The following is a 22121-nucleotide window of genomic DNA, read 5'->3' as shown; positions in this document are numbered from 1 at the left end:
CCCCGCCCGGCCGGGTCCGCGAGCAAAGCCAGTCGAGCCGGATCGGCGGCAGCAGAGGCTGCGATGCGCAGCGTCCGGACACACCCGAGCCGCTACCAGCGCTGCGCCAGGTCGGGCTGCTGCTGTGTCGCCCGCGCGCCCTCAGCGACCCCGTACGCAAGGTGTCGGGCGATTACCACGCCGGGTTCCCCGGGCATGGGGCGCCCATTCCCGCTCGGCCCATCGCAGGCCGCCCTGTTCCTCTTCCACCCGTTCCGCCTGATGGGCACCCGGGCCGCCCGTGCCCGTCGCCGTCCACGGCCCCTGTCCGTGCCACCTGGTTGTCCCGAGATCCGGTCCACGCACTTGATCACTGCCGCCATCGAAGCGTGGATCAGTGCACGGACCGGCACTCCCGCACCCACTCCGACCCGAAAGGACAACGCTCATGACCGACACTCCGCAAGCAACCGCTGCGGCGCACAGCACGATCAGGGTGCTGGCCGCGCTCGCCGAACTCGGCGAGGCCACCGCCGCCGCCATCGCCGAGCACGCCGGAATCGGCTACTCCACCACCACCCCGAAGCTGCGCGCGTGGGAAGAGTCCGGCCAGGCCGAACGGTTCCGCACCGGCGACGGCCGCACCCTGTGGCGGCTGACCGACGCCGGCCGCACCGCCACCGCCACCGCCACCACCTCCCCATCCCGCCCCGACAGCGGGCAACCCCAGCCCCCGCCGGCCACCCCCGATCCGGCCAGTGAGCCGCCCGCCAAGGAGGAGCACCCCCAGGACGGCGACGGCCCGTCCGTCGAAGCCGATGACCCGGCACAGTGCGACGAGCCGGCAGACCGCGGCGCCGACGGATCGGCGGCCCCGCAAGCCCCGACCACGACCGCGACCGCCGGCACCCCTCGGGCGGAGGAATCGCCAGCAGGGACGAGGCCTGAGGACGAGCGGCACGGTTCCGAAGCCGTGGACACGGCGCAGGACGAGGCCCGCCCGGCGAAGGCCCGCCGGACCGGCGGTTCCCTGCGCGGGGCGGTGCTGGACATCCTCGAGGCGCACCCCGACCGGGAGTACAAGACCGGTGAGCTCGCGAAGCTCATCGACGCTGGCAACGACGGCAGCGGTGCGGCCAAGGCCAGCGCGGGCGCGGTCGCCAACGCGGTCACCAAGCTCGTCGCCGACGGCAAGGCGGTGCAGACCGTCGACCGCCCGGCCACCTTCCAACTCGCCCCCGCCGCCGGCAACGGTCGGTAGCCCCACCTGTCAGGTAGCCCGAGGGCGGGCGTCGAAGTTTCCGGCCTCACGCCCGCCCCCGGTGCTCCTTCGTGCAAAGGAGCAGACCGAAGTGTCTCCCATCCTGCAAGCGATCGTCACCACTGTCGGCGGGATCCTCGCCGGTCTCGCCCTCGCCGGCGCCCTGCTCTGGCGCCAACAGCAAGCCCTCGAAGCGGCCCGCTACGACGCCACCCACGACGACGTCACCAGCCTGCCCAACCGGCGGCTCCTGCTCACCCGCCTACGCGCCGCCCTCACCGACGACGCCCCGTGCGGGCTGGTGCTGCTCGACCTCGACCGGTTCAAGACCGTCAACGACACCTTCGGCCACGACACCGGCAACGTCCTGCTCGCCCAGGTCGGGCGGCTCCTCGCCGGCCTCGACGCCCCCGTGCAGCTCGCCGCCCGCCTCTCCGGCGACGAGTTCGCGCTGCTCGTCGACGGCGACCGGGACGACGTGGCCGACGCCGCCCGCGCCGCCTGCCACGCCATCGGCGGCGCCCCCATCCGCCTCGACACCGGCGAAGTCAGCGTCCGCGCCTCCGTCGGCTACAGCATCGCCCGGCTCGGCATGAGCCCCCGGCAGGTCCTCGCTGACGCCGACCAGGCCATGTACCACGCCAAACGCGACGGCAGCGGGGTGCAGGGCCACGACCCGTTCGCCACACCGCACAGCGGCGGACGTAGCCGCGACCGCCACCACCACTGACGACATCCACCAGCCCTGCGCCGACACCATGCCCCGCCAAGGACCCCGCAGCCACCGGCTGCGGGGTCCTTCCCGTTGGCGCGCCGGCACCTTCGAGGAGATGACATGTTGTCCTTCACCGCTATCCATGCCCTGTCCGAGTGCCTGCTGGCCGCGCACGCCGAAGCCGACCTCACCGGCTGGGGTAACGCGCCCACCCTGCTACTCATCCACGACCAGACCGTCGACTCCACCGGGCCCGTGCACCGACGCAGCATGCGCAGCATCGAGTTTCCGCTGCACCCCGACCATCGGCACACCGACTCCGCTGCGCTGCCTGACGTGCTGCACCGCCTCGCCGCCGACCTCGACCAATCCCTCGGCGCGGCCCTCGGGTACCGGGCGACACTCGAGGCGATCGTCACGCTGATCCGCCGCAGCACGCCCGACGCCCGGCTCCACGCGTGGGCGGCCCTCTACACCGATCCCGGTGGGGACACCTCGCTGGTCCGCCGCGTCGAGGCGGTCGACACCGACGGCCGCCTCTACCAGGTCACCCAGGCCCGCGGCGAGGACCAGCCGCTGCTGACCACCACCGATCACCCTGTCCCCGACAGCGCCCCCGCGACATGGCAGGGCCTGGCCGCTCTCCTTGCCGCGACCCTCCGCCACACCGCCACGAGCCCGCCCGCTGGCGCGCCAGCCACCAGCGCCGCGTCCCGGCCCGCATCTGACGAGGAGCCGATCTTCAGCAGCTGGGGTCCGGACGGGGCGTCGATGCGCTGCCGGGTCTGTGGTGCCGTCGACGAGGTCGTCCAGGACGAGGTTCCGTCGATGGCCGGCTACGGCGAGGACACCTACACCCGCTGCACCCGCTGCGGATCGGTGGAGACCAGCGACCCGATCTTCGGCTGGCGCGCCAAACCCGCGGCCTGGCCCGCCCAGCCGAAGGGACGCATCCAGTGAGCGGCCAGCATGCCGGCGTTCGCGGACCGGCGTCGTCCCCGTGTGGGACGTGCCCCTACCGCCGCGATGTTCCCTCCGGCGTCTGGGATGCCCGCGAGTACGCCAAGCTGCCCGCGTATGACGCGCCGACTGCCCTGCAGCCGCACGGTTTGTTCCTCTGCCACCAGGCGGACGGGCGGGTGTGCGCGGGCTGGGCCGGCTGTCACGACACGGACCACCTGCTCGCCCTGCGCCTGGCCGGGCTGAAGGACATGAGCCCGGACGAGGTCGCGGCGACCCGTGACTACGTATGCCCCGTGCCCCTGTTCGGCTCCGGCCGGGAAGCGGCCGAGCACGGAATGGCCCGCATCAGCGACCCGGACGCGCGGGCCCGCCGGGCGATGGACCGCCTGCGCCCGAAGATCACCGCACGCGGCCTCGACGCGGCCGTCGCCGCGCTTGCGGTTCCGCCGTCACCGGTCGACGGGGACTGCCTCACCTGGGCCCCTGCCACCGCCGGGCGGCTGCGGCAGCGGGGATATCCCGCGCAGGTGATCCAGGTGGCCGGCTGGATCAACCGGAAGGGCGCCCTCATCGGCTTCGTCCACCGCACGGTCCTCGTCGCCGACCCCAACGCGGATCCGGATCCGGCGGGCGGCCTTGTGGTCGACGTGACCGCCCGGCAGTTCGACCCGAGCCTGCCCGCCCGCTGGCTCACCGGCTGGCTGGACTACCTGACCGCCCTGACCGAGGCGACCAGCGTGGAATGCGTGACCCGCTGGCCGCAGCCGCCCACCTGACCGCCTCCCCCTCGCAGCGCAGCACCGACCAGCACGGTCCGAAGGCCACGCGGCCCTGCACATCCGCGTGGCCTTCGCCGTGCCCACCACGCCACCCCAGCCCGATGCCCCAGGCCCCCCGCTGTCGAAAAGAGGCTTCTCGTGAGTTGCTACATCGGCACCGCCGACATCCACCGGCCGCACCTGGTCCACGCCCGGTTCGTGCTCTTCAACGGTCACCCGGCCGCCGTGATCCCCGCGCTCGCCACGATCTGGGCCAGCCAGGCCCGCCACGACACCGCGGCGCTGATCACCACGGTCCTCGCCCACGACTGGGCCTACCTCGACCCCACCATCACCGCCGCCCCCACACACGGGCCCGCCGGGCAATATCCCGTCTGCGGCGTCGGCGTGACCCTGGCCAGCACCACCGCCGACGGCGTGGTCGAGGAGCCCGAGCCGGTCGCCGTGTTCCCGCTGTCCCAGGCCGCGCACCTCGACGGGCTCTGGATCTACCTCATCGAGCCCACCGCCGACCGGGTCAGCGTGCACACCGACGACGGTGAACCCGTCGCCCGCTACCACCTCGACACCCACAGCCCGACCGCCGAATTGGCGGTGTCGCGATGAGCGGCCGGGCGCTGGCCGGCGTCGCCGCCGCGGTGGTGGCCCTGCTGGTCATGTGCGCCGCCGCGGCAGGGGCCCTGGTCACCGGTGGGGGCAGCACCACCGGCGGCTGCTACCGCGCTGTCGGCCCCGACGGGTCACCCCACCTGCCGTCGGTCAACCCGACACCACCGCCCGGCGGATACACCGGCAGCCAGGGATGGAGCCGTGAGCAGATGGCCAACGCCGCCACCATCGTCGCCGTCGGCGCGCAGCGGCAGGTCCCGCCGCGCGGCTGGGTCGTCGCCCTCGCCACGGCGATGCAGGAGTCGTCTCTGGTCAACTTGCCCGGCGGGGACCGTGACTCGATCGGGCTGTTCCAGCAACGCCCTTCCCAAGGCTGGGGCACCCCGGCACAGCTGCAGGACCCGCAGTACGCCGCCGGAAGGTTCTATGACGCGCTGCTCGCGGTCGACGGGTGGCAGGCCATGCCGCTGGCCGACGTCGCCCAGGCCGTGCAACGCTCCGCGTTTCCCGGCGCCTACGCCCAATGGGAAGACGACGCGATCGCCCTGGTCCGGGTCCTGGCCGGCAGTTCTTCGACCGGGCCGGTCTCCGGGGATCTGGAGCAGGCGTTGAGCAACCCGCTGTGCCTGATCGACGGTGGAGACGGCCAGTTCGGCGGCGATCAGGTACCGCTACCGCCAGGCTTCACCCTGCCGCCGGGCACCCCGCCGCCGGTCGTCACCGCAATCGGTTGGGCCCTCGCCCAGCGCGGCAGCCCCTACACCTTCGGCGGGGACTGCACCGCCGCGCATTCCGGCATCCCCGCCCACCAGTGCGACTGCTCGTCACTGCTGCAGCAGGCCTACCAGGCCGCCGGTATCCCCCTGCCCCGCACCACCGGCGAGCAGGTCCACGCCGGCAAGCCGGTCGCCGACATGGACCAGCTGCGGCCCGGGGATCTGCTGTTCATCCCCGGCAGCCGCGGCACCGCCGCCCGGCCCGGCCACGTCGGCATGTACCTCGGACAAGGGCTACTGGTGCAGGCCCCGCACACCGGCGACGTCGTCAAGATCAGCCGGCTCTCTGCCTGGCGCGGCCAACTCGCCGCCGCCCGCCGCATCGTCACCTGACCCACCGGCACCCCTGACCCGCCCACGCTGCCGCGCCGGCCACCCCACGGGGCTGGCGGCAGCCGGCCGGCGCCGACGGCGCCACATTCCCTTCCCCACTGAGCACGGAGGTTCGCCGTGAACTGTCCCACCCCCATCCCCGCCATCCAGCCCTCACCACCCCTCACGAAATTCAGCTGCGGTAGCGGCTCGGCAGAACGGACGGCGCGGTGACATACCAACCGGGCGAGCGCGTCGTGCTCGAGCACACCAACGACCCGTACACCCTGCTGCGCCCCGGCGACGAGGGCACCGTCCGCGGCTACATTCCGCACCTGCGGGTCGTCGACGTCGAGTGGGACAGCGGCTCGCGGCTGTCGATGGTCCTCGACACCGGCGACCGCATCCGCCGCATCGCGCCCACCGACACCACAGACGAGGGCTGGGGGCAGGTGCTCGACGCGCTGCGCGACGCCGGCGCCGCCGCCGGACGAGCTGCGGCGCAGTGGTGGGCGCAGGACGCCATCGGCGGCCGCGCCCACGGCGACGTCCGAGCGGCCGCGCGAGCAATCCTGGCCGCGCTCGACGACGGCGACCCCGCGGTTGTCGACGCTCTTCCCGCCGCTGACCGGTACGACGACGCTGCGGGCCGCGCCCGGTATGCCGAGGCCTCACCGGACGGGGCGCCGCCCTGGCAGAGGCTTCCGGCGGATCGCTGCGACCAGGCGCGGTGGGCGTGGGGCGACGGCTTCGACACCGCGGTTACCGACGAGGTCGCCCGCCAGTGCCGCACGGCCCTGCATCCGGGCGGCGATGACCGCGACCTGTCCCACCTGCACCCGGACCAGGTGCGCCTCGGCGGGCCCGGGGTGTTCGCCGGGGACTGGGCGTGGGCGCCCGGCGACGACGGGCAGCTGCGGGTTCCGGTCGGGTTCGTCGGAACGTTGGTGGACGCCTGGAACGGGTGGGCGGTGTTCACCTGCACCCGCGGTGTGGCCGAGGCGATCGTCGCCGACCAGCAGGCCGCCCGCGACCGCTACCGGCGTGATCTCGCCGTCCGCGGCGTCAGCGGCGCCGCCCAGGACCGCATGGTCGATGAGGCCCTCGCGCGGATGCGTTTCGACGGGGATGTCATCCACGTCGACCAGACCGTCGCCTACGGCGATCCGGACGCGGTCGAGCGGATCGCCCCGGACACCCAGGGCCGCTATGTGGTCATGGGTCGCTCGTGGACCTGGATCGCGGTGCACCCCTACGACTGCGACCGAATCGTCGGTGACCTTCCCGACCCGCCCGGGCAGCCGCCGACGCCTGCCACCTGACCCGCCCCCTGCGTCACAACCGCCTACCACTGTTGAGGAGCAGCACCATGCGCGATGACACCGACGACGAGTTCGGCGAGTACGCCCACGAGGAGATCCTGCAAACCCTGGTGCGGCACCTGCTCAGCACCGACGACCTGGACCAGCTCTGCGACGACGCCGACCTGCCCCAGCTCACCCACGACGACGGCACCCCGGTCACCATCACCTCCGCCCGCGTCTACCGCGACGCCGGGGTGCTGACCCTCGACCGGGGCGTGTGGCTGGAGTTGTCCGACGGCAGCGTGTTCGGGCTGACCGTGCAGATCTCCCGCCGACCCCGCGGCGAGGTCACCGTCCGCCGCCGCTAACCCCACGGCCGCGCGCCGCCGCGGCTCGACTTGATCGATGCCGGGTTCGGTGCGTTCCTTGTCGTCGCCCACCACCGCTGGCGGCGACACCGCCGATCCGGCAGCCCTCCGGGCTGCGCCTACAGCAGCTCACGAACGGTCGCTGGCCGTCCCTGCCACGGGATCAGGCCCCGTCCACCGCCCGTCTCTGCACCGCGCGGACACCGCACCAACTCCCCCGCGCACCGGAGACGGGGTGCGCGGGCCCAACCCCCTACGACAGGAGGCCTCGCATGGACCCTGCAACCCCACCCGACGGCAGCAACCACCCATCCCCCACCCCGGATTCGGGCGGCGGCCGCCGGCCCGGCTACCTCTACCGCCAGGTCGCCGCTCACCTCGCCGCGCACCCCGATCAGGTGTTCAAGGTCGGAGAACTCACCACCGCGATTGCCGCCCCCTCTACCGGGGCGGTGTTCGAAGCACTCAAGAAGATGGCCGCCGCCGGATACGCCACCCACACCACGGGCCCGCACCGGTTCCAGATCACGCAGGCCGGTGTCGACGCCGCCGGGACTTTGCCACCGCCCGCCCCGCGTACACCCCGCCAAGGACGTCGCGGGGCGGGTCGGCGGCAGCCGGTCACACGCCCCAACGGGGACCTGTATTTCCCGCGCAAGCTCGCGGGGGCAACCGATGTGGACGTACTGCGCCGGCTACGCGAAAAGCGTATACCGGTGCTGCTCTACGGCCCGCCCGGCACCGGCAAGACCGCCCTGGTCGAGGCCGCCTTCCCTGACCTGCTCACCGTCGCCGGGACCGGCGACACCGTCGTGGAGGACTTCCTCGGCAACTTCATCCCCATGCCCGACGGCGGCTTCGAGTTCGTCTACGGACCCCTCGTGACGGCTATGCGCGAGGGCCGGGCGTTGCTGGTCGACGACGCCACCCTCATCCCCCCGAAGGTCCTCGCCGTGCTCTACCCCGCCATGGACGGACGGCGGGTCATCACCATCCCCGGCTACCGCAACGAACGCGTCGACGCCGCCGACGGCTTCTACGTCATCGCCGGCCACAACCCGGGCGTGCACGGCGCCATCCTCACCGAAGCGCTCGCCTCCCGGTTCGACGTGCACATCGAGGTCACCACCGACTGGGACCTCGCCCGCCACCTCGGCGTCCCCAACCCGGCCGTGGCCGCCGCCGTCGCCCTCAACGGTGACCTGGCCGCCGGGCGGGTCAGCTGGGCACCGCAACTACGCGAGCTGCTCGGCTTCGCCCGCGTCCGCAAAACTCTCGGCCTCGCGGCGGCGGTCGCCAACCTCGCCGGCCGCGCACCTGAGGAGGACCGGGAGCAGGTCCTCGCCGCGCTGCGGCGGCAGTACGGCACCGAGATCACCGCGCTGACCCTCGGCGAACAGCGCTGACCCCCTCCCTGAAAGGAGAACCCCTGATGCCTCACCCTCGCAGTCACCTGCAGCCTGGCCCGGCAGCGCCCGCCGCCGCCGACCCGGACTGGCAGGTGTGGAGCGACGCCTGGACACGGCACATCCCGGTCCTGACCGACCGCACCGACCTGACCGTGACCGTCGCCCCCGGCGCCGGCGGCGGCGCACCTGCCTGCTGCTACCCCGACGCCGGCCGCATCGAGGTCGACGCCACCTACATCGGTGCCCCCGATGTCGCGAACCCCCGCCGCGCCAGCCACAAACGGCTCGTCCCGACCGCCTACGGGCTGCTCGTGCACGAGGCCGCCCACGCCGCCCACAGCCGCTGGCGCACCCCGCCCGGCACCCCGCCCGTCGTCGCCGCCGCCGCCGAACTCCTCGAAGAGTCCCGCATCGAATACCGGCAACGCACCAGACGCCGTGGTGACCGCAGGTGGCTGCGACACACCGTCACCACCCTGATCAGCCCCGACGACGCCGCCGTCGACGACCCCTGGCACGCCGCGCACCTCGCAGGGCTGCTCCTGGCCCGGGTCGACGCGCGCATCCTCACCGCCAAGGACACCAAGGGGATCCGCGCCGCCGTCACCACCGTTCTCGGCCGCAAACGGCTGCTGCAGCTGCGCGACCTCTGGCGGCAAGCCCACACCACCGATGACACCGACGCCGACACCATGATCGACCTGGCGTGGCGGTGGTGCCGGATCCTCGGCATCGACCCGCACCGGCAACCGCAGCGCCCTGCCGCGGACGCGGGCGTGTTCGCGGGCCTGCTCGCCCAAGCCCTCGCCGACTATCTCGCCCACACCGCCGGCCTCACCCCCGCCCAATACCGCGACCAGCAGCTCACCGCCCGGTTCTCCGCGCCCACGTCGTGGACCCGCCGCGACGCCAGTGACGGCGAGCGGGCCGCCGCCCGGCATCTCGCCGCCCGACTGCGCCGCGCCCGCACCCACCACCGCGAACCCGACACCCGCCCCAGCCCGGTGCCGCCGGGCCGGCTGCGCACCCGCCACGCCATCACCGCGAGGGCACAGATCGCCGCCGGCGCCATCCCCACCGCCACACCATGGGCCCGCCGCGCCCCGCTGCCACCGCCGAAACCGACCCTGCACCTGGGCGTCATCGTCGATGCCTCCTTCTCCATGCACCCGTGGGCGGCACCGATGTCATCGGCCGGGTGGATCCTCGCCCACGCCGCCCACCACAACCAGGCGGTCACCGCCACCATCGCCTTCGGCAGCGACGTCACCCTGCTCGTCCCACCCCGCCAGCACCCCCAGCAGGTCCTCGAGCTGCAAGCAAACGGCGGCAGTACCGCGTTCACCGACGCGGTGAAACTCGCCGACCAGATGCTGCAGCTACGTCAGCCCGGCCGGCTGCGGATGCTCACCGTCGTCTCCGACGGCGACCTGCCCGACACCGACCCCGCGCAACGCCTCATCAGCACCCTGCACCAGGCCGGCTGCCCCGTGCTGTGGCTGCGCCCCGCCGACCTGACCGGGCACACCTTCACCGACACCACCACCATCCTCGTGGCGGACCCGGTGCAGGCCATCGGCCACATCGCCGACGCCGCCGTCACCGGCCTCGAACACGCCTGATCACCCCGGGCCTGATACCGGGCGCCGAGCCGCCGCCCGCGAGGCGGCCGCGCACCGCGTCGACCAGCCGCCCGACCGAGATCCCTGACCGCACCGCCACCGGCCGCCGTGCCCGGCCAATCCCGCGCACTCCAGCGCCGTCCCCGGGCACGGCCGATCAGCCGTGCCCGGGGCCCGACCCGACAACGGGAGACATGATGAGCAATCCGCACCACCCCCGCCTGCCGATCACCTCACCCACCGACCTGCTCACCGCCGTGCCCTACCTCCTGGGCTTCCACCCCGCGGACAGCCTCGTCATCGTCGGCCTCACCGGCACCCGGGTCGCCGTCGCCAGCCGCGCCGACCTCCCCGCCGACGTGGCCGGGTGGGCTGACGACTATCTGCTCTCGCAGATCCGCATGCTCCGGCACGCGGCAGCCACCCGCGCCATCGCCGTCGGCTACGGCCCCGCCACCACCGTCACCCCCGCCATGGACGTCATCCTGCCGCGGCTGGCCGTCTCCGGCGTCGACGTCTTCGACGCCCTGCGCGTCACCGACGGCCGCTACTTCTCCTACCTCTGCCAGGACCCCGCCTGCTGCCCCACCGACGGGACGCCCTTCGACCCCCACCGCAGCGACATCACCATGCACGCCATCGTCGGCGGCTGCCACGCCCTGCCCGACCGGGCCGCGCTCGTCGCCAGCATCGCCCCTACCACCGGCGCCGCCCGCGTCGCCGTCACCCGCGCCACCGCCCAGGCCAGGGCACGCCGCCGCGCCCTCATCACCCAGGCCGGACGTGACGGCCTGATCCGCGCCGGCGAAAAAGCGGTAGCGGCGGCCTTCGCCCGCTACGCAGACGAGCAAACCCTCACCGACGACGAACTGGCGTGGCTGACCGTCCTGCTGCCGACTCCGGTGATCCGGGACGCCGCGTGGCAGGCCACCAACGACATGCCCCGGCACGTCGCCATGTGGGCCGACATCACCCGACGTGCCCACCCGCCGCTGGCCGCCGCACCCGCCAGCCTGCTCGCCTTCGCCGCCTGGCGACGCGGCGAAGGCGCCCTCGCCTCCGTCGCCATCGACCGCGCCCTGGCCGCCAACCCCACCTACAGTCTCGCCCGGCTCATCGACCAGGCCCTGCGCGCCGGGCTCCCCCCGTCCGTGCTTGACAGCTGGCCCCACCCCGGCCAACCCACCACCCCCTGACCCAGCCGACCCCTTGGAGCCACCAATGACTGAGTTCCACCTCGCCGTCTTACGCCGGCTGCTGCAGGACCAGGGCTACGCCCTGGACCCGGACCAGCTTGCCGAAGCCTGCGCCCACCACCCCGATCACGTGTGCGCGCTGCTGTCCGCAGCCGGCGCCGTCGCCGCCACCGGCGCGCAGATCACCGCCCTGACCGACGCCGCGAACCTGCTCTGCGACGCCCATGCCAACGGCGGCACCGACACGACGCTGTCCGCGCGCGAACGCCTCGACCAGGTCACCGACGCCCTCACAGCCGCTCTCGCCCAGCAGGACAGGGCAACCGCCGCCCTCCGGCGCGCCTGCGAGGCCCTCATCCACACCGGCACCGCCCTGGTTTCGATCCCCGACGGCGGCAGCGCCGACGCCAACCCGGCGGGCGACACGACGGGCCGCCTGACCGCCACATCCACGACGTCACCGTCGGACCGCCGGGCAGCGGGGCGGGCTCTTGCGCAGGCAACGGAGGAACCCTGATGACGGAACCGACGGCAACCATCACCCCAGCTGCGACCCTCGAATCCGTCCTGCGGCACGCCTGGGACGCCTTCCACCCCGGGCAGCCCGCCCCGCTGGGCTGGCTCACCCACACCACCACGAAGATCCATGACTACCTGCGCGACCATAAGGACGATCCGCAGCAGCAGCCGCCGACCGTGGCAACGGATTCGCTGGCGCAGTTGCGCAGCCGCGTCTGGCAGGCGCTGCGCGACGCGGTCACCGAACACGACATCGAGGTCGACGCCGCCAACCGGGTTCTGGACGCCGTCGACCTGCCGCTGCTGCCACGCCGCTGGCAGGTCCGCCTCACCCTGCCCGTCCTCATCGAGGTCACCGCCACCAGCCGCGACGACGCCTTCGACACCGCCGAAGCCGCCATCGAAACCGCCCTCATCGGCAACGGGCTCGACGTGCGCATCGAATGGGACGGACACGAACGCGATGACACCGAGCCGGGCGACTTCGACCCCCATGCCGCCGAACACCAGCCCGGCCCGTAACGACCCCACCCCACGGCCCAGACGCCCGAGCAGAAGCGCCCAGTCGCGGCGTTGGCCATGCGGCGGGAGGTTCGTCAGCGCCCCGACAGGCAGCACGGCGTGCCAGGGCCGCGGCGGCGGAAGGTTCGGTGATGCCGGGACTGCTGCCGGCGCCGCCGGTGCCCTCTCTTCCCGTCCGCGCAATACCGGCCGCCGGCACCTCAGAATCGTGCGGACGTAACGGCGCCTGCGAGCAGCACGCCGTATGACGGACGCGGTGCCAGCGTCCGTAGCGACAGGGGCGGGAAACCCGACCCCTCCCCCACCCCCCAAGGGGGGGTGCCCGCCCCTGTCGCTCGGGCGATCACCGCGGAGAAGGCAGACCGACGCCCGGCTTTTACCCGAATCAACACACCTGGGTGTAACGCCCCAGGGAGGGACAGCGCCTGTTCTCACGGAAGCGCACCGCCCTCAAACGCGGACGGGAACCGTCCCGACTCACCGGGTCAAGCTCGTCAAAGCACAGCCAACGCTCTCGTTGGAGGCTCAGGTCGTGGCCAGCTCTACACCGCGCACCCCACCGGACAGCCCCACCCGAAAGGGGTCTCCGCATCTTTCGGCTGGAATCTGCCTACCCAGCCGCTGGGCCAGGTGGAAGGGCGCTCCGGCGAATGGTGGCCGTATGCCCTGTTCGGCGCAGTCACGCTGCTGATCGGTTGCGTCGCCGTAGTCGTGGTGACCCTGGCCCGATGACCGGCGGGCGGTGGCAGACCAGCACCCGACGCATCGACGTTCGGCGCTACCAGTGCGCCCTTGACTCCTACCCGCGCCGCCACCGCCGACCGCCACGACGCCGCGACCACCGTTTCCGAGGGTGGGGACAGTCCGGCCGCTGAACCTGAGTCCACCAGGAGCCGGGCCGCCCCCCATGGTGTCGCCGTGGTGGCCTGCGCGGCCGGCAACCTCCGAGGTGCCGGTTCAGGTGCAGGTACGGTCGGACGGTGGTGAAGGTGGGGAGTCTGCCGCAGGAGCAGCGGCTGGTACTGGCCGCGCTGTCCGGGGTCGCCGGACGGTACGGCAGCGGCGCTGATCGGAACGTGCCCCGCGCCGAGGCGATCGCCGCGGTGCACGAGGTGACCAGGGACCCGCGGCTGCTCGGCATTCAGGCCGGCGTGGCGATGGCGGACCCGACCGGCGTCAGCGGACCGACGGTGGAGCTGCTGGAGGCGTCCGGCGCCGACATGCAGGTGGCCGCCGAGCACGCAGTCGAGGTGCGACAACGGTTCGAGCAGCAGGGTCTCAGATACGACCGGACATAGACCCCTCGCGGCAGGAGGTAACGCCGATCGGCAGGCGCGAGTGAGGTGGCGGCCATGTGTCGGTGTGTCGGCGCCCAACCAGGCACGGCCGGGCTGGAACGCATCATCGACGGTGGGGCGCCGTACTACGGCTATACCTCAGAGTGGGGCGAGAACAAGGCGACGCTCTTACGTTTGGGCGGCAGGCGCCACCGGTAGCTTCGCCTCCGTGTCGTTCGGGTCCGGCTATCGTCCAGCTTGGTCGGGCTCGCCAAGCAGGCCGACTAGTTGACGGCACAGGTCCAGTTCTTCCCGCATGCCCATGAGCGTCGCCAGGCTCTGGGCTTCCGTCGCCGACGCGTATGCTTCCTGTAGGCGACCTTGATCGATGCGTACCGAGGCGAGGCGGACCAGCAGCGTGGCGGCGTTGGACAGACTGCCGCGCGCCCTGGTGAGGCGCAGGGATCGCTCGAGCATATCCGCTGCGGCAGCGAGATTTCCCCGGCGGTGCTCTACGACAGCGCGGTTGCCAAGCAAACCGAGGGCTCGCTCTAGGTCGTAGGTCAATCTTTCGCCGTCGGCGATCGCGTTCTCCGCCCGCTCGACGTCGAAAACTTTACTTGCCTCGCTGAACCAACGGTCAGCCTCTTCCCAGTCGCCACGATCACGAGCGATCTTGCCCAGCTCGAACGCGATGTTGCCGCGGAATACCCCTGCCATTGCGTTATCGATCGATGGCAGTTCCGCCATCGCCGTATCGGTGTACTGTCTCGCTTCGTCCAGTCTGCCGGCCCGCCGGCTGGTCTGGGAGCAACCGACAAGATAGTTGATCCGGTTCATCGGGCTGATGGCTAGGCCCCTTGCCCGGTCCAGAGAGGCCCAGGCCAGGTCAAGCTCGCCGCGCTGACCGTGAACCCAGTTTTGGTGCCACACAGCGTCGGCGACTGCTTCGGCGTCGGACACCGCCCGCCCGTAGTCTTCCAGCTCCGAGGCGACGAGTAGCAGGTCGTCCCAACGGCCGACGGTGTCGAAATAGGCGATAAGTGCTATGGCGAGGTCGGCGACGGCATCCGTTCGGCCCTGCTCGCGGGCCATGACGTAAGCGGTTTCCAGGTGAGGTCCGACGATGCGTAGCTGTGCCCGGTCCCGCCACACCAGGTCCGGGCCGCCGTAGCCGGCCGCGATCGGCAGCAGCGCCTTGAACCAGTTGTCCTCCACGGTGCGCCGAAGTTCCGGGCGCTTAGCGAGGAACTCGCGGGCGTACGTCCGCGTCAATGGCAGTAGATCGAATAACCCTGCCTTGTGGTTGATCAGCGACAGCTGAATGAGCATCTGCAGAGCGTCGTCGCGGCCGAGGAGGTCCTCACCGAGGCCGGCAGCCCGCCCGAGCAGATTGCGGTCGACGGGCGTCTCGAAGAGAGAGGCGGCGGCGAGCAGCCGTCTCGCGTCGCCGTTGCCGAGCGCTTCGACACTGCGGGCGAAGCAGAACTCGGCGATGTCTCCGGTGCCGGAGCCCAACTGGCGTAGGACGGACTCTGTGCTGTGACCGATACTTATCAACCCCAGGCTCCAGACGATAGCCAGGGGCACGCCACCACTCCGGCGGGCCAGGCCGGTGACCTCGGCGTCGGATAGCTTCACCCTACGAGTGGCTGCCTCGGTCTGGATCAATTCGGCTGACTCGCTGGAGCTCAGGCCTTCCAGTCGGATCGAGAAGGCGACGTCGATCCGGTGCCTGGAGGTAACGATCGCCTTCGCGGGTTGCGGCAGCTCTCGCAGGAAGCTAGTGAGCTGTTCGTCGTCTACCGTTTCCATGTTGTCGAGCACCAGAAGCACTCGACGCGGGCCGCTCAGAAGATCTCGCACGAGTATCCGCTGCTGCACCTCTGGCATGTGTGAAATGTCCGGCCTGCCGCAGACCGCTCCGATAACCTCGAAAACGTCGCGGAGAGTCTCGAAATCACTCGCTCGGCTAAGGATCCCGTGAGCGGTCAAGGTGTCCCGCTTCGCCGAGACCCAAACCACCGAGTCGAAGAGTGGTGACGCCGTCTGGTCCGTGAGCCGGTAAGCAGCCTCCAACGCTAGGCTCGTCTTGCCGACTCCGCCGATGCCGTCGATGACCAGCACCCAGGTCCGGTCGCCCGGACGCATCTTGTCCATGATGGTCGCTAACTCAGTCGAGCGCCCAACGAAACGCTCGTAATGCCGGTGCGGAAGCCTACTGGACGGGGATGTTCCTGTGCTGGGTGCTGGCGACGTCATCGCAGCTAGCAGCTCGGTCTGTTGCTGCTGGTACATCAAGGAGAACAGCGGTTGGAGCTCGGGGAGATGCTGAAGCTCGTCGCGTAAGCAGCGGACCAGGACAGTGATCGACTTGTTGAGCCGGTCGCGCGGCACCGTCGGAGCGAACCGACTGACGACGGCCAGAAAGTCCTCCTGCGCCTGATCCCTAGCACGGGCGGGCTGAAGAACCAGTTCTCGCAAGGCATCCCGCACCGCAGGAAGGTCAAGAACCGGGGCGTCCTGCAGGAGGAACGAGACGATTGTAGGGTCCATAGTCGACATCTGGGCACGGAATCGGTCCACCGCACGGCCCACTGCTTTGTCGAACCGGCGGTTGAAGTCAGCCTTACGAATCTGCTTGTTGACGACCGGCTCGAGCGTTTTGATCAGCAAATCGGCGAGCACCATCACAGCGCAACCGTACCTACTGAGGTCGACATTCGTCGCTCGGCGACCTGCAGCCAGGGTCAGCGATGGTCAGCGAGTGCACTCTCGTCGGCAGAAGCGGATGCCCACACGGTCGATGCCGGGTCGCTGGAACGGAACGTCAGGGCGGCCGTCGACTCGTTCCTGTGGGTCTCGCTGAGTCCGCTGGTCGGCTCGGGGCGGTTGAAGCGGCGGACGTGCCTCCACTCGTCTCATCGTTCATCTACGCGGCGCTGTGCACGTTCAGCTGCACCTGGCTGTGCACCCTGCCCCGTACGCCGACACCATGGTGAGCGGCTGTCGACAGCAGTGCGGGAAGAAGGACTTACCGCGCTCCCCCCGCCGGACCTTACCAGCGCCTATAAGGGACAGCTCGCTGGCCGACTACCGCCACGATGTTTCCTCAAGGCGGAACTGCCAAGTGAAAATCACGCGGAGAGCGCGGATCACCGAAATATCGCCTCGTGCCGGCGTCGGTGGTGAGGCGGCGACTTGATCTAAGCGGAAAGTCGAGCGTCACTGCTCACGGCCGCCACCTCGGCGGACCCGACAGCGGCATCCCTACACCCGCTGGCCGGGGTGGCGGCCACCCCGACACCGCTACCCCGAAGGCAAACCCCGATGACGCAGCCGCACCGACGGGCCGTACCCCACACTGTCACCGACGTCCCGCTGTGGCTGCTCGCCGCCGACGTCGCCGCCGCTCACCTACCCGACCCCGATCGCCCCGGCCGCTGCGCCAACCTGCGCTGCATCGGCGAGGCGTACCCGTGCCCGCCCGCGCGCGACGCTCGCCGCGCCTGCCAGGCCGCGACCCGACCCCGGCCGTTCGCCAGAGGCCGGGCGCGGGTCGCCGCGCCGGCTGCCAGTGCGGTGGCGCGGTTCGCTGGCTGGTTCCGGCCAACTCGGCCGATGGCATCTCGGCAGCGGCCCATGCCGTCGCCGCGCGCTGCCTGAGTCCGGCCTGCAGCCGACTTCGCCGGTGGGTTGCCGCCTTCGGCGATGCGCCGACCCTGGTCGCCCTATCTTTGACCGAAGGAGTCTTCCCATGACTGGTTTTGACGGCGTTTTGCGCCGCCAGACAGAGATCATCGACAGGGTGGGCTGGGCCGTCACTCTCGTCCTGCCCACCGATCGCGATCCCGACAACTTCTCAGCATTCGCCTACACCGTCGGCTTGACCGCTCACAACTACCCCGAGCTGCTCATCGCCGGACTCGACCCCGCCACCTCGCAGGCGCTGCTCAACGACCTGGCAGGCAGGGTTTATGACAAGGCCGAACGCTTTCACCACGGCCAGCGCATCGGCGACCTCATCGCCGGTTACGACGCCGTCGTCGTCGCCGGCGACCCGACCGATCAACTGCACCCGGGCGCCGCCTTCGGCCGCTACGGCCGCGACCGCGTCCGCCTGCAGCAGATCGTGTGGCCTGATCCGGACGCCCGGTTTCCCTGGGACAGCGGCTACACCTATCCATCGCAGGTGCAGCCGCTGATCGGGCAGCTATAGTCGCGCTCCGCGTGGGGCTGGATGTGCTCGCGTCCAGCCCCACGCCACACGCCTCGTATCCGGCGCTGCCGATCGCTGAGAAGGAGCAGCAGAGCAAGAAGCGAGGCCTTTTGTCGTTTGCGGTGGTGTTACCGCTGTTGGTCTAGGCAAGCAGGCGGTCTACGAGGTCAGGGCCTGGTCGCCGTCGGCCTGCGGTGATGCGACCGCACGTGGTGGCCAGTATCGGCGGACGGTGCGTTCGGAGCGGCCGATCCGCGCCGCGATCTCGGCAGGGTGCAAGTCTGGGTCGCGTCGATGCCAGTAGGCGATGGCAGCAGCGGTTTCCGACGGCACCGGCTCGTCGGTCCGGTTGTCGCCCTTCATCGGCCCGCGGGAGGGCCGCTGCGGCGGCTGCGGGGTGTTGGCACGCGGTCTGGCGGAGTCCGGCCGAAGATCCCATGACGTGTGCTCGGTCTCGACGGTGTCGGGCTGCGGGTGACGCGTAGATGTGCCGGCGAGCGGGTCGGCCTCGGTTGGAGCTTTCGTGCCGCGAGGTGTCGTCGTACCGATGCTGCTCGTCGCCTCGTCTCTCACCACCGCCGCTGAGGACCGCGGTCCCGTCCGTGTCGCCACCTGGCTACCTGGCGCCGCCGCCCGCTCGGGATGCTGGTGGGCCTGCTCGGTGCGGATCCGGGCGGTGAGCTCGACGAGGCTGACGCTGGCCACGATGACCAGCCCGTCAACGGAGATGGGCAGCAGGTACGCGGCTGCGGCGTCGGTTTCGCCGTAGCGGGCGGCGACGCCGACGAGATGCGAGTACGACACCCAGGTTGCGATGGCCGCGATGACGGCGGTGGCCGTGATGCGGATGGCGCCGAGGGATCGTCGGTGGTGAGGGACGCGGGAGATCAGCTCGACGGTGAGCAGCAGCGCCAGCGGCGGCCAGGCGGCGATGATCTGGCTGATCGGGTTCGGTCGGGCGTGCAGCACGTTCGCGGCCACCGACGCGGCGACCCCGAGGGTGAGGGTGGCCCGGACTGCCCACCGCAACCGCCTCAGGTGCACCCCGGTTCCGGCAGCTGCCGCCTCTGCCCCGCCGGGGCTGGCCGTGATGCGGGTCGGCGCGCTCACGAGCGGGCTCCCTTCGGTGCGGGTGGGCGGCGTGCGCCGGGGCTGGGGTGCAGGTCGGTGATGAGCCGGTGGGCCAGGGTGAGGGTCTCGTCGCTGGGCTCGACGTCGATCTCGGCGAGCTGGCGGGTCACCGTGCGGCGCAGCGCGCGCACGCCGTCGACGTCGCGCAGGTACGCGCGGGCGCGCATCGCCGCCTGGTACAGCGCCTCGGCGTAGGGGTGGTGGGGGATCGCCGCAGTGAGGACGGTGAGCTGTTCCGACGGTTGGCCGTCGAGTTCCTCGGTGAGGGCGATGACGGCGTCGAGGGCTTCCCGGCGCACGGCCTCCCGGTAGGGGTCGATCCACTCGTAGCCGCAGCCGTCGGCCAGGGGCGCGCGGTAGGTGTCGACGGCGCGGCGCAGCGCGGCTAGCCGCTCGACGTTGCTGGTCGCGGCGTGGGCGGCGCGGATCGCGGTGCGCATGCGCCACAGGTCGATGTCGAGGCGGTCGGGGTTCAGCTCGTAGCGGTGGTGGGGGTGGGTGAGGTAGGTGCCGGGGCCGCCGTGGTGGCGCAGCACGCTGCGCAGGTCGGATACATAGGTGTGCAGCCGGTGCAGGGCCTTGCGGGCGGGGGCGTCGGGGAGCAGGTCGTCCAGGATCGCCTCCGTGGGGGCGCTGCCGTCGCGGACGGCCAGGTACACCAGCAGTTCGAGGGACTTCGCCCGCAGCGTGCGCCCCCGGTCTCCCCCGGCGATGCCGGGAGCACCGAGAACCCTGACCCCGACCGGTCCGGGGATGCCCGCCGCCGGTTCGACGACGCCGGCCCGCACGGGGCTGCTGGCGGACGCGGTGCTCGCGATGGGAGCTTCATCGACCTCTGTGGGGCTGGTGTCGGCATCCTGCATCCGGCTTTCACCGGAGCGTGTCGGCGGGTCGACGGCCTGCGCCCCTGCACGCGCTGCGCCTGCCAGCGGTGTCGGTTGGTCAGGCTGCGTCGGCGCGAGGTACTGCCCAGGGGTGGTTTCGGGCGCGATCGGCGCCAGGGCGGGCGCTTCGCCGGCGTGGGCCTCGGCCAGCGTGGCGAGCAGGTCGAGGGCTTCGGCAGGGTTGAGGACGGAGAGCCGGCCGACGTCGGCGGGATCCGCACGGTGGCCGGCGGTGGTGCTGTCGATGGGTGTGGTGGTGCCCTCCTCGTCGACGGTGACGGTGGTGCCGTCGGGCCAGGCGCCGAGCAGCACGCCGTGGATGTCCAGGCGTTGGCTTTGGGTGAGCAGGGCGGCGACGCGAGCGCGTTCGTCGTGGTTCGGGGCGTCGGCGAGGAGCATGACCGGCGGGAGTGGCTCTTCGAAGGCGTCGGCGCGCAGGTCGGCGACCGTGGCGACTTCATGCTGATCGACCAAGCGGGCGCGGTGCAGCGTCAGGGCCTCGAGGATGTCCACGGCGTCGTTGAGGCCGGTGGCGATCCTCAGCCGGGGTGTGCGGGGCAGGCCAGCCGCGGCGCCGAGCAGCGCCGCCGCCGTCGCTGCTGGGATCACCACCTGGGTGCGGGCGTCGGGGTGCTCGTCGACGTCCGCAGCGAGGGCGGCGGTGAGGAAACCGCGGGCGGCCGCGTGCGTGCCGGCTCCGGTAAGTCCCAGTCCTGCGGGCGGCCACTTCACGGGCAGCGAACCTGCCAGTGCCGGTGCCGCCTGCCCCAAGTCGCCGCTGTGGGTACTGGGGGCGGCCGGGTGCGCGACGGTGACGGAAGAGTCCCCTGCTGCCTCGCGTTGGCTGTTGCCGTTGGCGAGGTCGGCGTCGTCGGTATCGGGCGAAGCACGGTGGCGGTGAGCGCTTCGGCCGTCCCGGGCGCGGCGCAGCGCGCGCTGAATCTGGCCAACCACACGGGGCAGAGGTGCGGGCATGTCTGGCCCCCGGCGCGCCGGGGTGAGGGGCTCGCCGGGGGTGTAGCGGCGTTGCCGGTGTGCCCACAGCAGGGCCACGGCGGCAGCAATGGCCAGGGCGAGGCCGAGGTTGACCCAGCTGCCGGTGGGCAACGACATGCCGGGGGTGTGCGCCCCGGTGCGAGGACCGGGCCGCCCGGTGGCGGCCGTGTCGCTGCCTGTGGTGGTGCTGCTGGTCGGGGCGCAGGTGCCGTGGTTGCCGGTTGTCGGTGTGTGGGTTGGTTCGGCCGGCGTGGGCGTGGTTGCCCCGGTCGTGGCGGGGGTGGGTGCCGGGGGCGACGGATCAGCGGTCGGTACCGGCGCCGGTGCGGGCTTGTCGGGGGCGGCCGGTGGCGGGGCGGGCCGACGCGGCGGTGCCGCTGGCGCGGTGGCGTCGTCGGGCAGAGTGAGATTCCAACCGGGGTAGATGATGTTCGGGTTGCGCAGCGTCCCCCCGGCCTGGGTGAAATGGGTGCCGCGGTTGAGGGCGAAGATTTCGGGCCAGCGGTCCGGGTCGCCGAGCCGCTCCGCAGCGATCTTGGAGAGGGTGTCGCCCCGTCTCACGATGTGTGTGTACGGCTGGCCGGCCGCGAGCAGGGTGGAGTTCTGGCTTGCAGTCGTGTGAGGAGCGGCGGCCGTGGTCGAGGTTCTCGCTGTCTCGTGTTCGGCGTCGTGGGCTGCTCCGGCTGCGGCGGCGGCGTGGGCGGGCGTAGCCGCGGCAGTGGTCGTGACAGCTGTGGCGCCGAGAATCGCGGCCGTGAGGCCTTGGAGAGGCCCGGGTAGGCGCAGCGCGGGCAGCCAATGGCGGCGGGCCAGCCATGTGTAGGCGTGAGTCAGAACGGCAGTAGCCAGAAGCAGCCACAGCGCCCCCGCGCCCACGTAGGCCAGGGCGATCACGAAGTCGCTAGTCATCGGTTGGTGAATCCACTGCCGCGTTGCGGCCAGCGAGGGCGGGCGAGGTTTCCAGACACCGATGATGGTGAGACAGGCGGGAACAGAGGCCGTGGTCACGACGGCGGTAGTGACCGCGGCGATGTTGGCTGCCCTGGATCTCACACGACCTCCTCACTGCGCGGGAGGCCATCTACCAGCCGAGCAGCTATGAGCGCGCTCGGGACCGGGAGGGTCTGGCGGATGGCGATGGGTTGGGGATGCTCTGACGCTACGGCCACGACAGACGGCGCGGATGGCTGAGGCAGCTGACAGCGCCTTACACGACCTCACACGCCCTTACAACCGCAGGTCAGCGGGTTTCCGCCGCCAGCCTTCCCCGTTCAGGACGA

Annotated in this window: 18 protein-coding genes; 15 read left to right on the top strand and 3 right to left on the bottom strand. The window is 71.6% G+C overall.

The genetic code is table 11. From position 1 onward, the window contains the following. Window positions 1-427: 427 nt before the first annotated feature. The 14 genes from ABZS80_RS19315 to ABZS80_RS19250 all read left to right on the top strand — a co-directional run bounded on the left by ABZS80_RS19315 (window position 428) and on the right by ABZS80_RS19250 (window position 13632). A complete protein-coding gene (locus ABZS80_RS19315) occupies window positions 428-1240 on the top strand; it encodes a MarR family transcriptional regulator (protein ID WP_355057572.1) in 813 nt (270 codons plus the stop codon). A 91-nt stretch (window positions 1241-1331) separates the two neighbouring features. Continuing rightward, a complete protein-coding gene (locus ABZS80_RS19310; protein ID WP_355057570.1) occupies window positions 1332-1970 on the top strand; it encodes a GGDEF domain-containing protein in 639 nt (212 codons plus the stop codon). 105 nt (window positions 1971-2075) lie between these two features. Then, window positions 2076-2915: a hypothetical protein gene (locus ABZS80_RS19305; protein WP_355057569.1), complete on the top strand. Its 840-nt coding sequence runs from the start codon at window positions 2076-2078 to the stop codon at window positions 2913-2915. After that, window positions 2912-3694: a DUF6283 family protein gene (locus ABZS80_RS19300; protein ID WP_355057567.1), complete on the top strand. Its 783-nt coding sequence runs from the start codon at window positions 2912-2914 to the stop codon at window positions 3692-3694. Before ABZS80_RS19305 ends, ABZS80_RS19300 begins: the two co-directional genes overlap by 4 nt. Before the next feature lie 141 nt (window positions 3695-3835). Beyond that, complete coding sequence (locus ABZS80_RS19295; RefSeq protein ID WP_355057565.1) at window positions 3836-4303, top strand: hypothetical protein; 468 nt, start codon at window positions 3836-3838, stop codon at window positions 4301-4303. After that, complete coding sequence (locus tag ABZS80_RS19290) at window positions 4300-5415, top strand: C40 family peptidase (protein WP_355057563.1); 1116 nt, start codon at window positions 4300-4302, stop codon at window positions 5413-5415. The genes ABZS80_RS19295 and ABZS80_RS19290 overlap by 4 nt, the downstream gene beginning before the upstream one ends. Window positions 5416-5624: 209 nt before the next feature. Next, window positions 5625-6716: a DUF4314 domain-containing protein gene (locus tag ABZS80_RS19285; RefSeq protein WP_355057561.1), complete on the top strand. Its 1092-nt coding sequence runs from the start codon at window positions 5625-5627 to the stop codon at window positions 6714-6716. 47 nt (window positions 6717-6763) lie between these two features. Continuing rightward, window positions 6764-7066, top strand: a complete 303-nt coding sequence (locus tag ABZS80_RS19280; RefSeq protein ID WP_355057559.1) for a hypothetical protein — start codon at window positions 6764-6766, stop codon at window positions 7064-7066. Window positions 7067-7338: 272 nt separating this feature from the next. Further along, window positions 7339-8472, top strand: a complete 1134-nt coding sequence (locus ABZS80_RS19275) for an AAA family ATPase (RefSeq protein WP_355057557.1) — start codon at window positions 7339-7341, stop codon at window positions 8470-8472. Window positions 8473-8498: 26 nt separating this feature from the next. After that, window positions 8499-10097: a VWA domain-containing protein gene (locus ABZS80_RS19270; protein ID WP_355057555.1), complete on the top strand. Its 1599-nt coding sequence runs from the start codon at window positions 8499-8501 to the stop codon at window positions 10095-10097. 197 nt (window positions 10098-10294) lie between these two features. Then, window positions 10295-11293 carry a DUF4192 domain-containing protein gene (locus tag ABZS80_RS19265; protein ID WP_355057553.1) on the top strand — a complete coding sequence of 333 codons (999 nt, stop codon included), beginning with the start codon at window positions 10295-10297 and terminating at the stop codon, window positions 11291-11293. Between the two features lie 25 nt (window positions 11294-11318). Continuing rightward, the gene (locus ABZS80_RS19260; protein WP_355057551.1) at window positions 11319-11810 is read left to right on the top strand and encodes a hypothetical protein; all 492 of its coding nucleotides are present in this window, start codon (window positions 11319-11321) and stop codon (window positions 11808-11810) included. Then, window positions 11810-12334 (top strand): hypothetical protein, encoded by a 525-nt coding sequence (locus ABZS80_RS19255; protein ID WP_355057549.1) that lies wholly within the window; start codon window positions 11810-11812, stop codon window positions 12332-12334. The genes ABZS80_RS19260 and ABZS80_RS19255 overlap by 1 nt, the downstream gene beginning before the upstream one ends. Window positions 12335-13314: 980 nt before the next feature. Further along, window positions 13315-13632 carry a hypothetical protein gene (locus ABZS80_RS19250; RefSeq protein WP_355057547.1) on the top strand — a complete coding sequence of 106 codons (318 nt, stop codon included), beginning with the start codon at window positions 13315-13317 and terminating at the stop codon, window positions 13630-13632. 225 nt (window positions 13633-13857) lie between these two features. Here the strand turns inward: ABZS80_RS19250 and ABZS80_RS19245 are convergent, their stop codons facing one another. Then, entirely contained in the window at window positions 13858-16302 is a 2445-nt protein-coding gene (locus tag ABZS80_RS19245; RefSeq protein ID WP_355057632.1) for an NB-ARC domain-containing protein, read from the bottom strand. Window positions 16303-17368: 1066 nt separating this feature from the next. Between ABZS80_RS19245 and ABZS80_RS19240 the strand changes: the two genes are divergently transcribed. Further along, window positions 17369-17830 (top strand): DUF4262 domain-containing protein, encoded by a 462-nt coding sequence (locus tag ABZS80_RS19240; RefSeq protein ID WP_355057545.1) that lies wholly within the window; start codon window positions 17369-17371, stop codon window positions 17828-17830. 159 nt (window positions 17831-17989) lie between these two features. Here ABZS80_RS19240 and ABZS80_RS19235 read toward each other — a convergent pair whose 3' ends face one another. Continuing rightward, the gene (locus tag ABZS80_RS19235) at window positions 17990-18874 is read right to left on the bottom strand and encodes a DUF2637 domain-containing protein (RefSeq protein ID WP_355057630.1); all 885 of its coding nucleotides are present in this window, start codon (window positions 18872-18874) and stop codon (window positions 17990-17992) included. A 62-nt stretch (window positions 18875-18936) separates the two neighbouring features. Further along, window positions 18937-21894: a BTAD domain-containing putative transcriptional regulator gene (locus tag ABZS80_RS19230; protein WP_355057543.1), complete on the bottom strand. Its 2958-nt coding sequence runs from the start codon at window positions 21892-21894 to the stop codon at window positions 18937-18939. Between the last annotated feature and the right edge of the window lie 227 nt (window positions 21895-22121).

The sequence above is a fragment of the Micromonospora sp. NPDC005305 genome, from assembly GCF_040607315.1.
Taxonomy (GTDB): Bacteria; Actinomycetota; Actinomycetes; order Mycobacteriales; family Micromonosporaceae; genus Micromonospora.
This window is presented reverse-complemented; position numbering and strand designations above follow the sequence as displayed.

Coding starts and splice junctions, on each gene's coding strand:
- ABZS80_RS19315 (WP_355057572.1), top strand. CDS start 428: ATGACCGACACTCCGCAAGCAACCGCTGCGGCGCACAGCACGATCAGG.
- ABZS80_RS19305 (WP_355057569.1), top strand. CDS start 2,076: ATGTTGTCCTTCACCGCTATCCATGCCCTGTCCGAGTGCCTGCTGGCC.
- ABZS80_RS19290 (WP_355057563.1), top strand. CDS start 4,300: ATGAGCGGCCGGGCGCTGGCCGGCGTCGCCGCCGCGGTGGTGGCCCTG.
- ABZS80_RS19280 (WP_355057559.1), top strand. CDS start 6,764: ATGCGCGATGACACCGACGACGAGTTCGGCGAGTACGCCCACGAGGAG.
- ABZS80_RS19275 (WP_355057557.1), top strand. CDS start 7,339: ATGGACCCTGCAACCCCACCCGACGGCAGCAACCACCCATCCCCCACC.
- ABZS80_RS19270 (WP_355057555.1), top strand. CDS start 8,499: ATGCCTCACCCTCGCAGTCACCTGCAGCCTGGCCCGGCAGCGCCCGCC.
- ABZS80_RS19265 (WP_355057553.1), top strand. CDS start 10,295: ATGAGCAATCCGCACCACCCCCGCCTGCCGATCACCTCACCCACCGAC.
- ABZS80_RS19260 (WP_355057551.1), top strand. CDS start 11,319: ATGACTGAGTTCCACCTCGCCGTCTTACGCCGGCTGCTGCAGGACCAG.
- ABZS80_RS19255 (WP_355057549.1), top strand. CDS start 11,810: ATGACGGAACCGACGGCAACCATCACCCCAGCTGCGACCCTCGAATCC.
- ABZS80_RS19245 (WP_355057632.1), bottom strand. CDS start 16,302: ATGGTGCTCGCCGATTTGCTGATCAAAACGCTCGAGCCGGTCGTCAAC.
- ABZS80_RS19240 (WP_355057545.1), top strand. CDS start 17,369: ATGACTGGTTTTGACGGCGTTTTGCGCCGCCAGACAGAGATCATCGAC.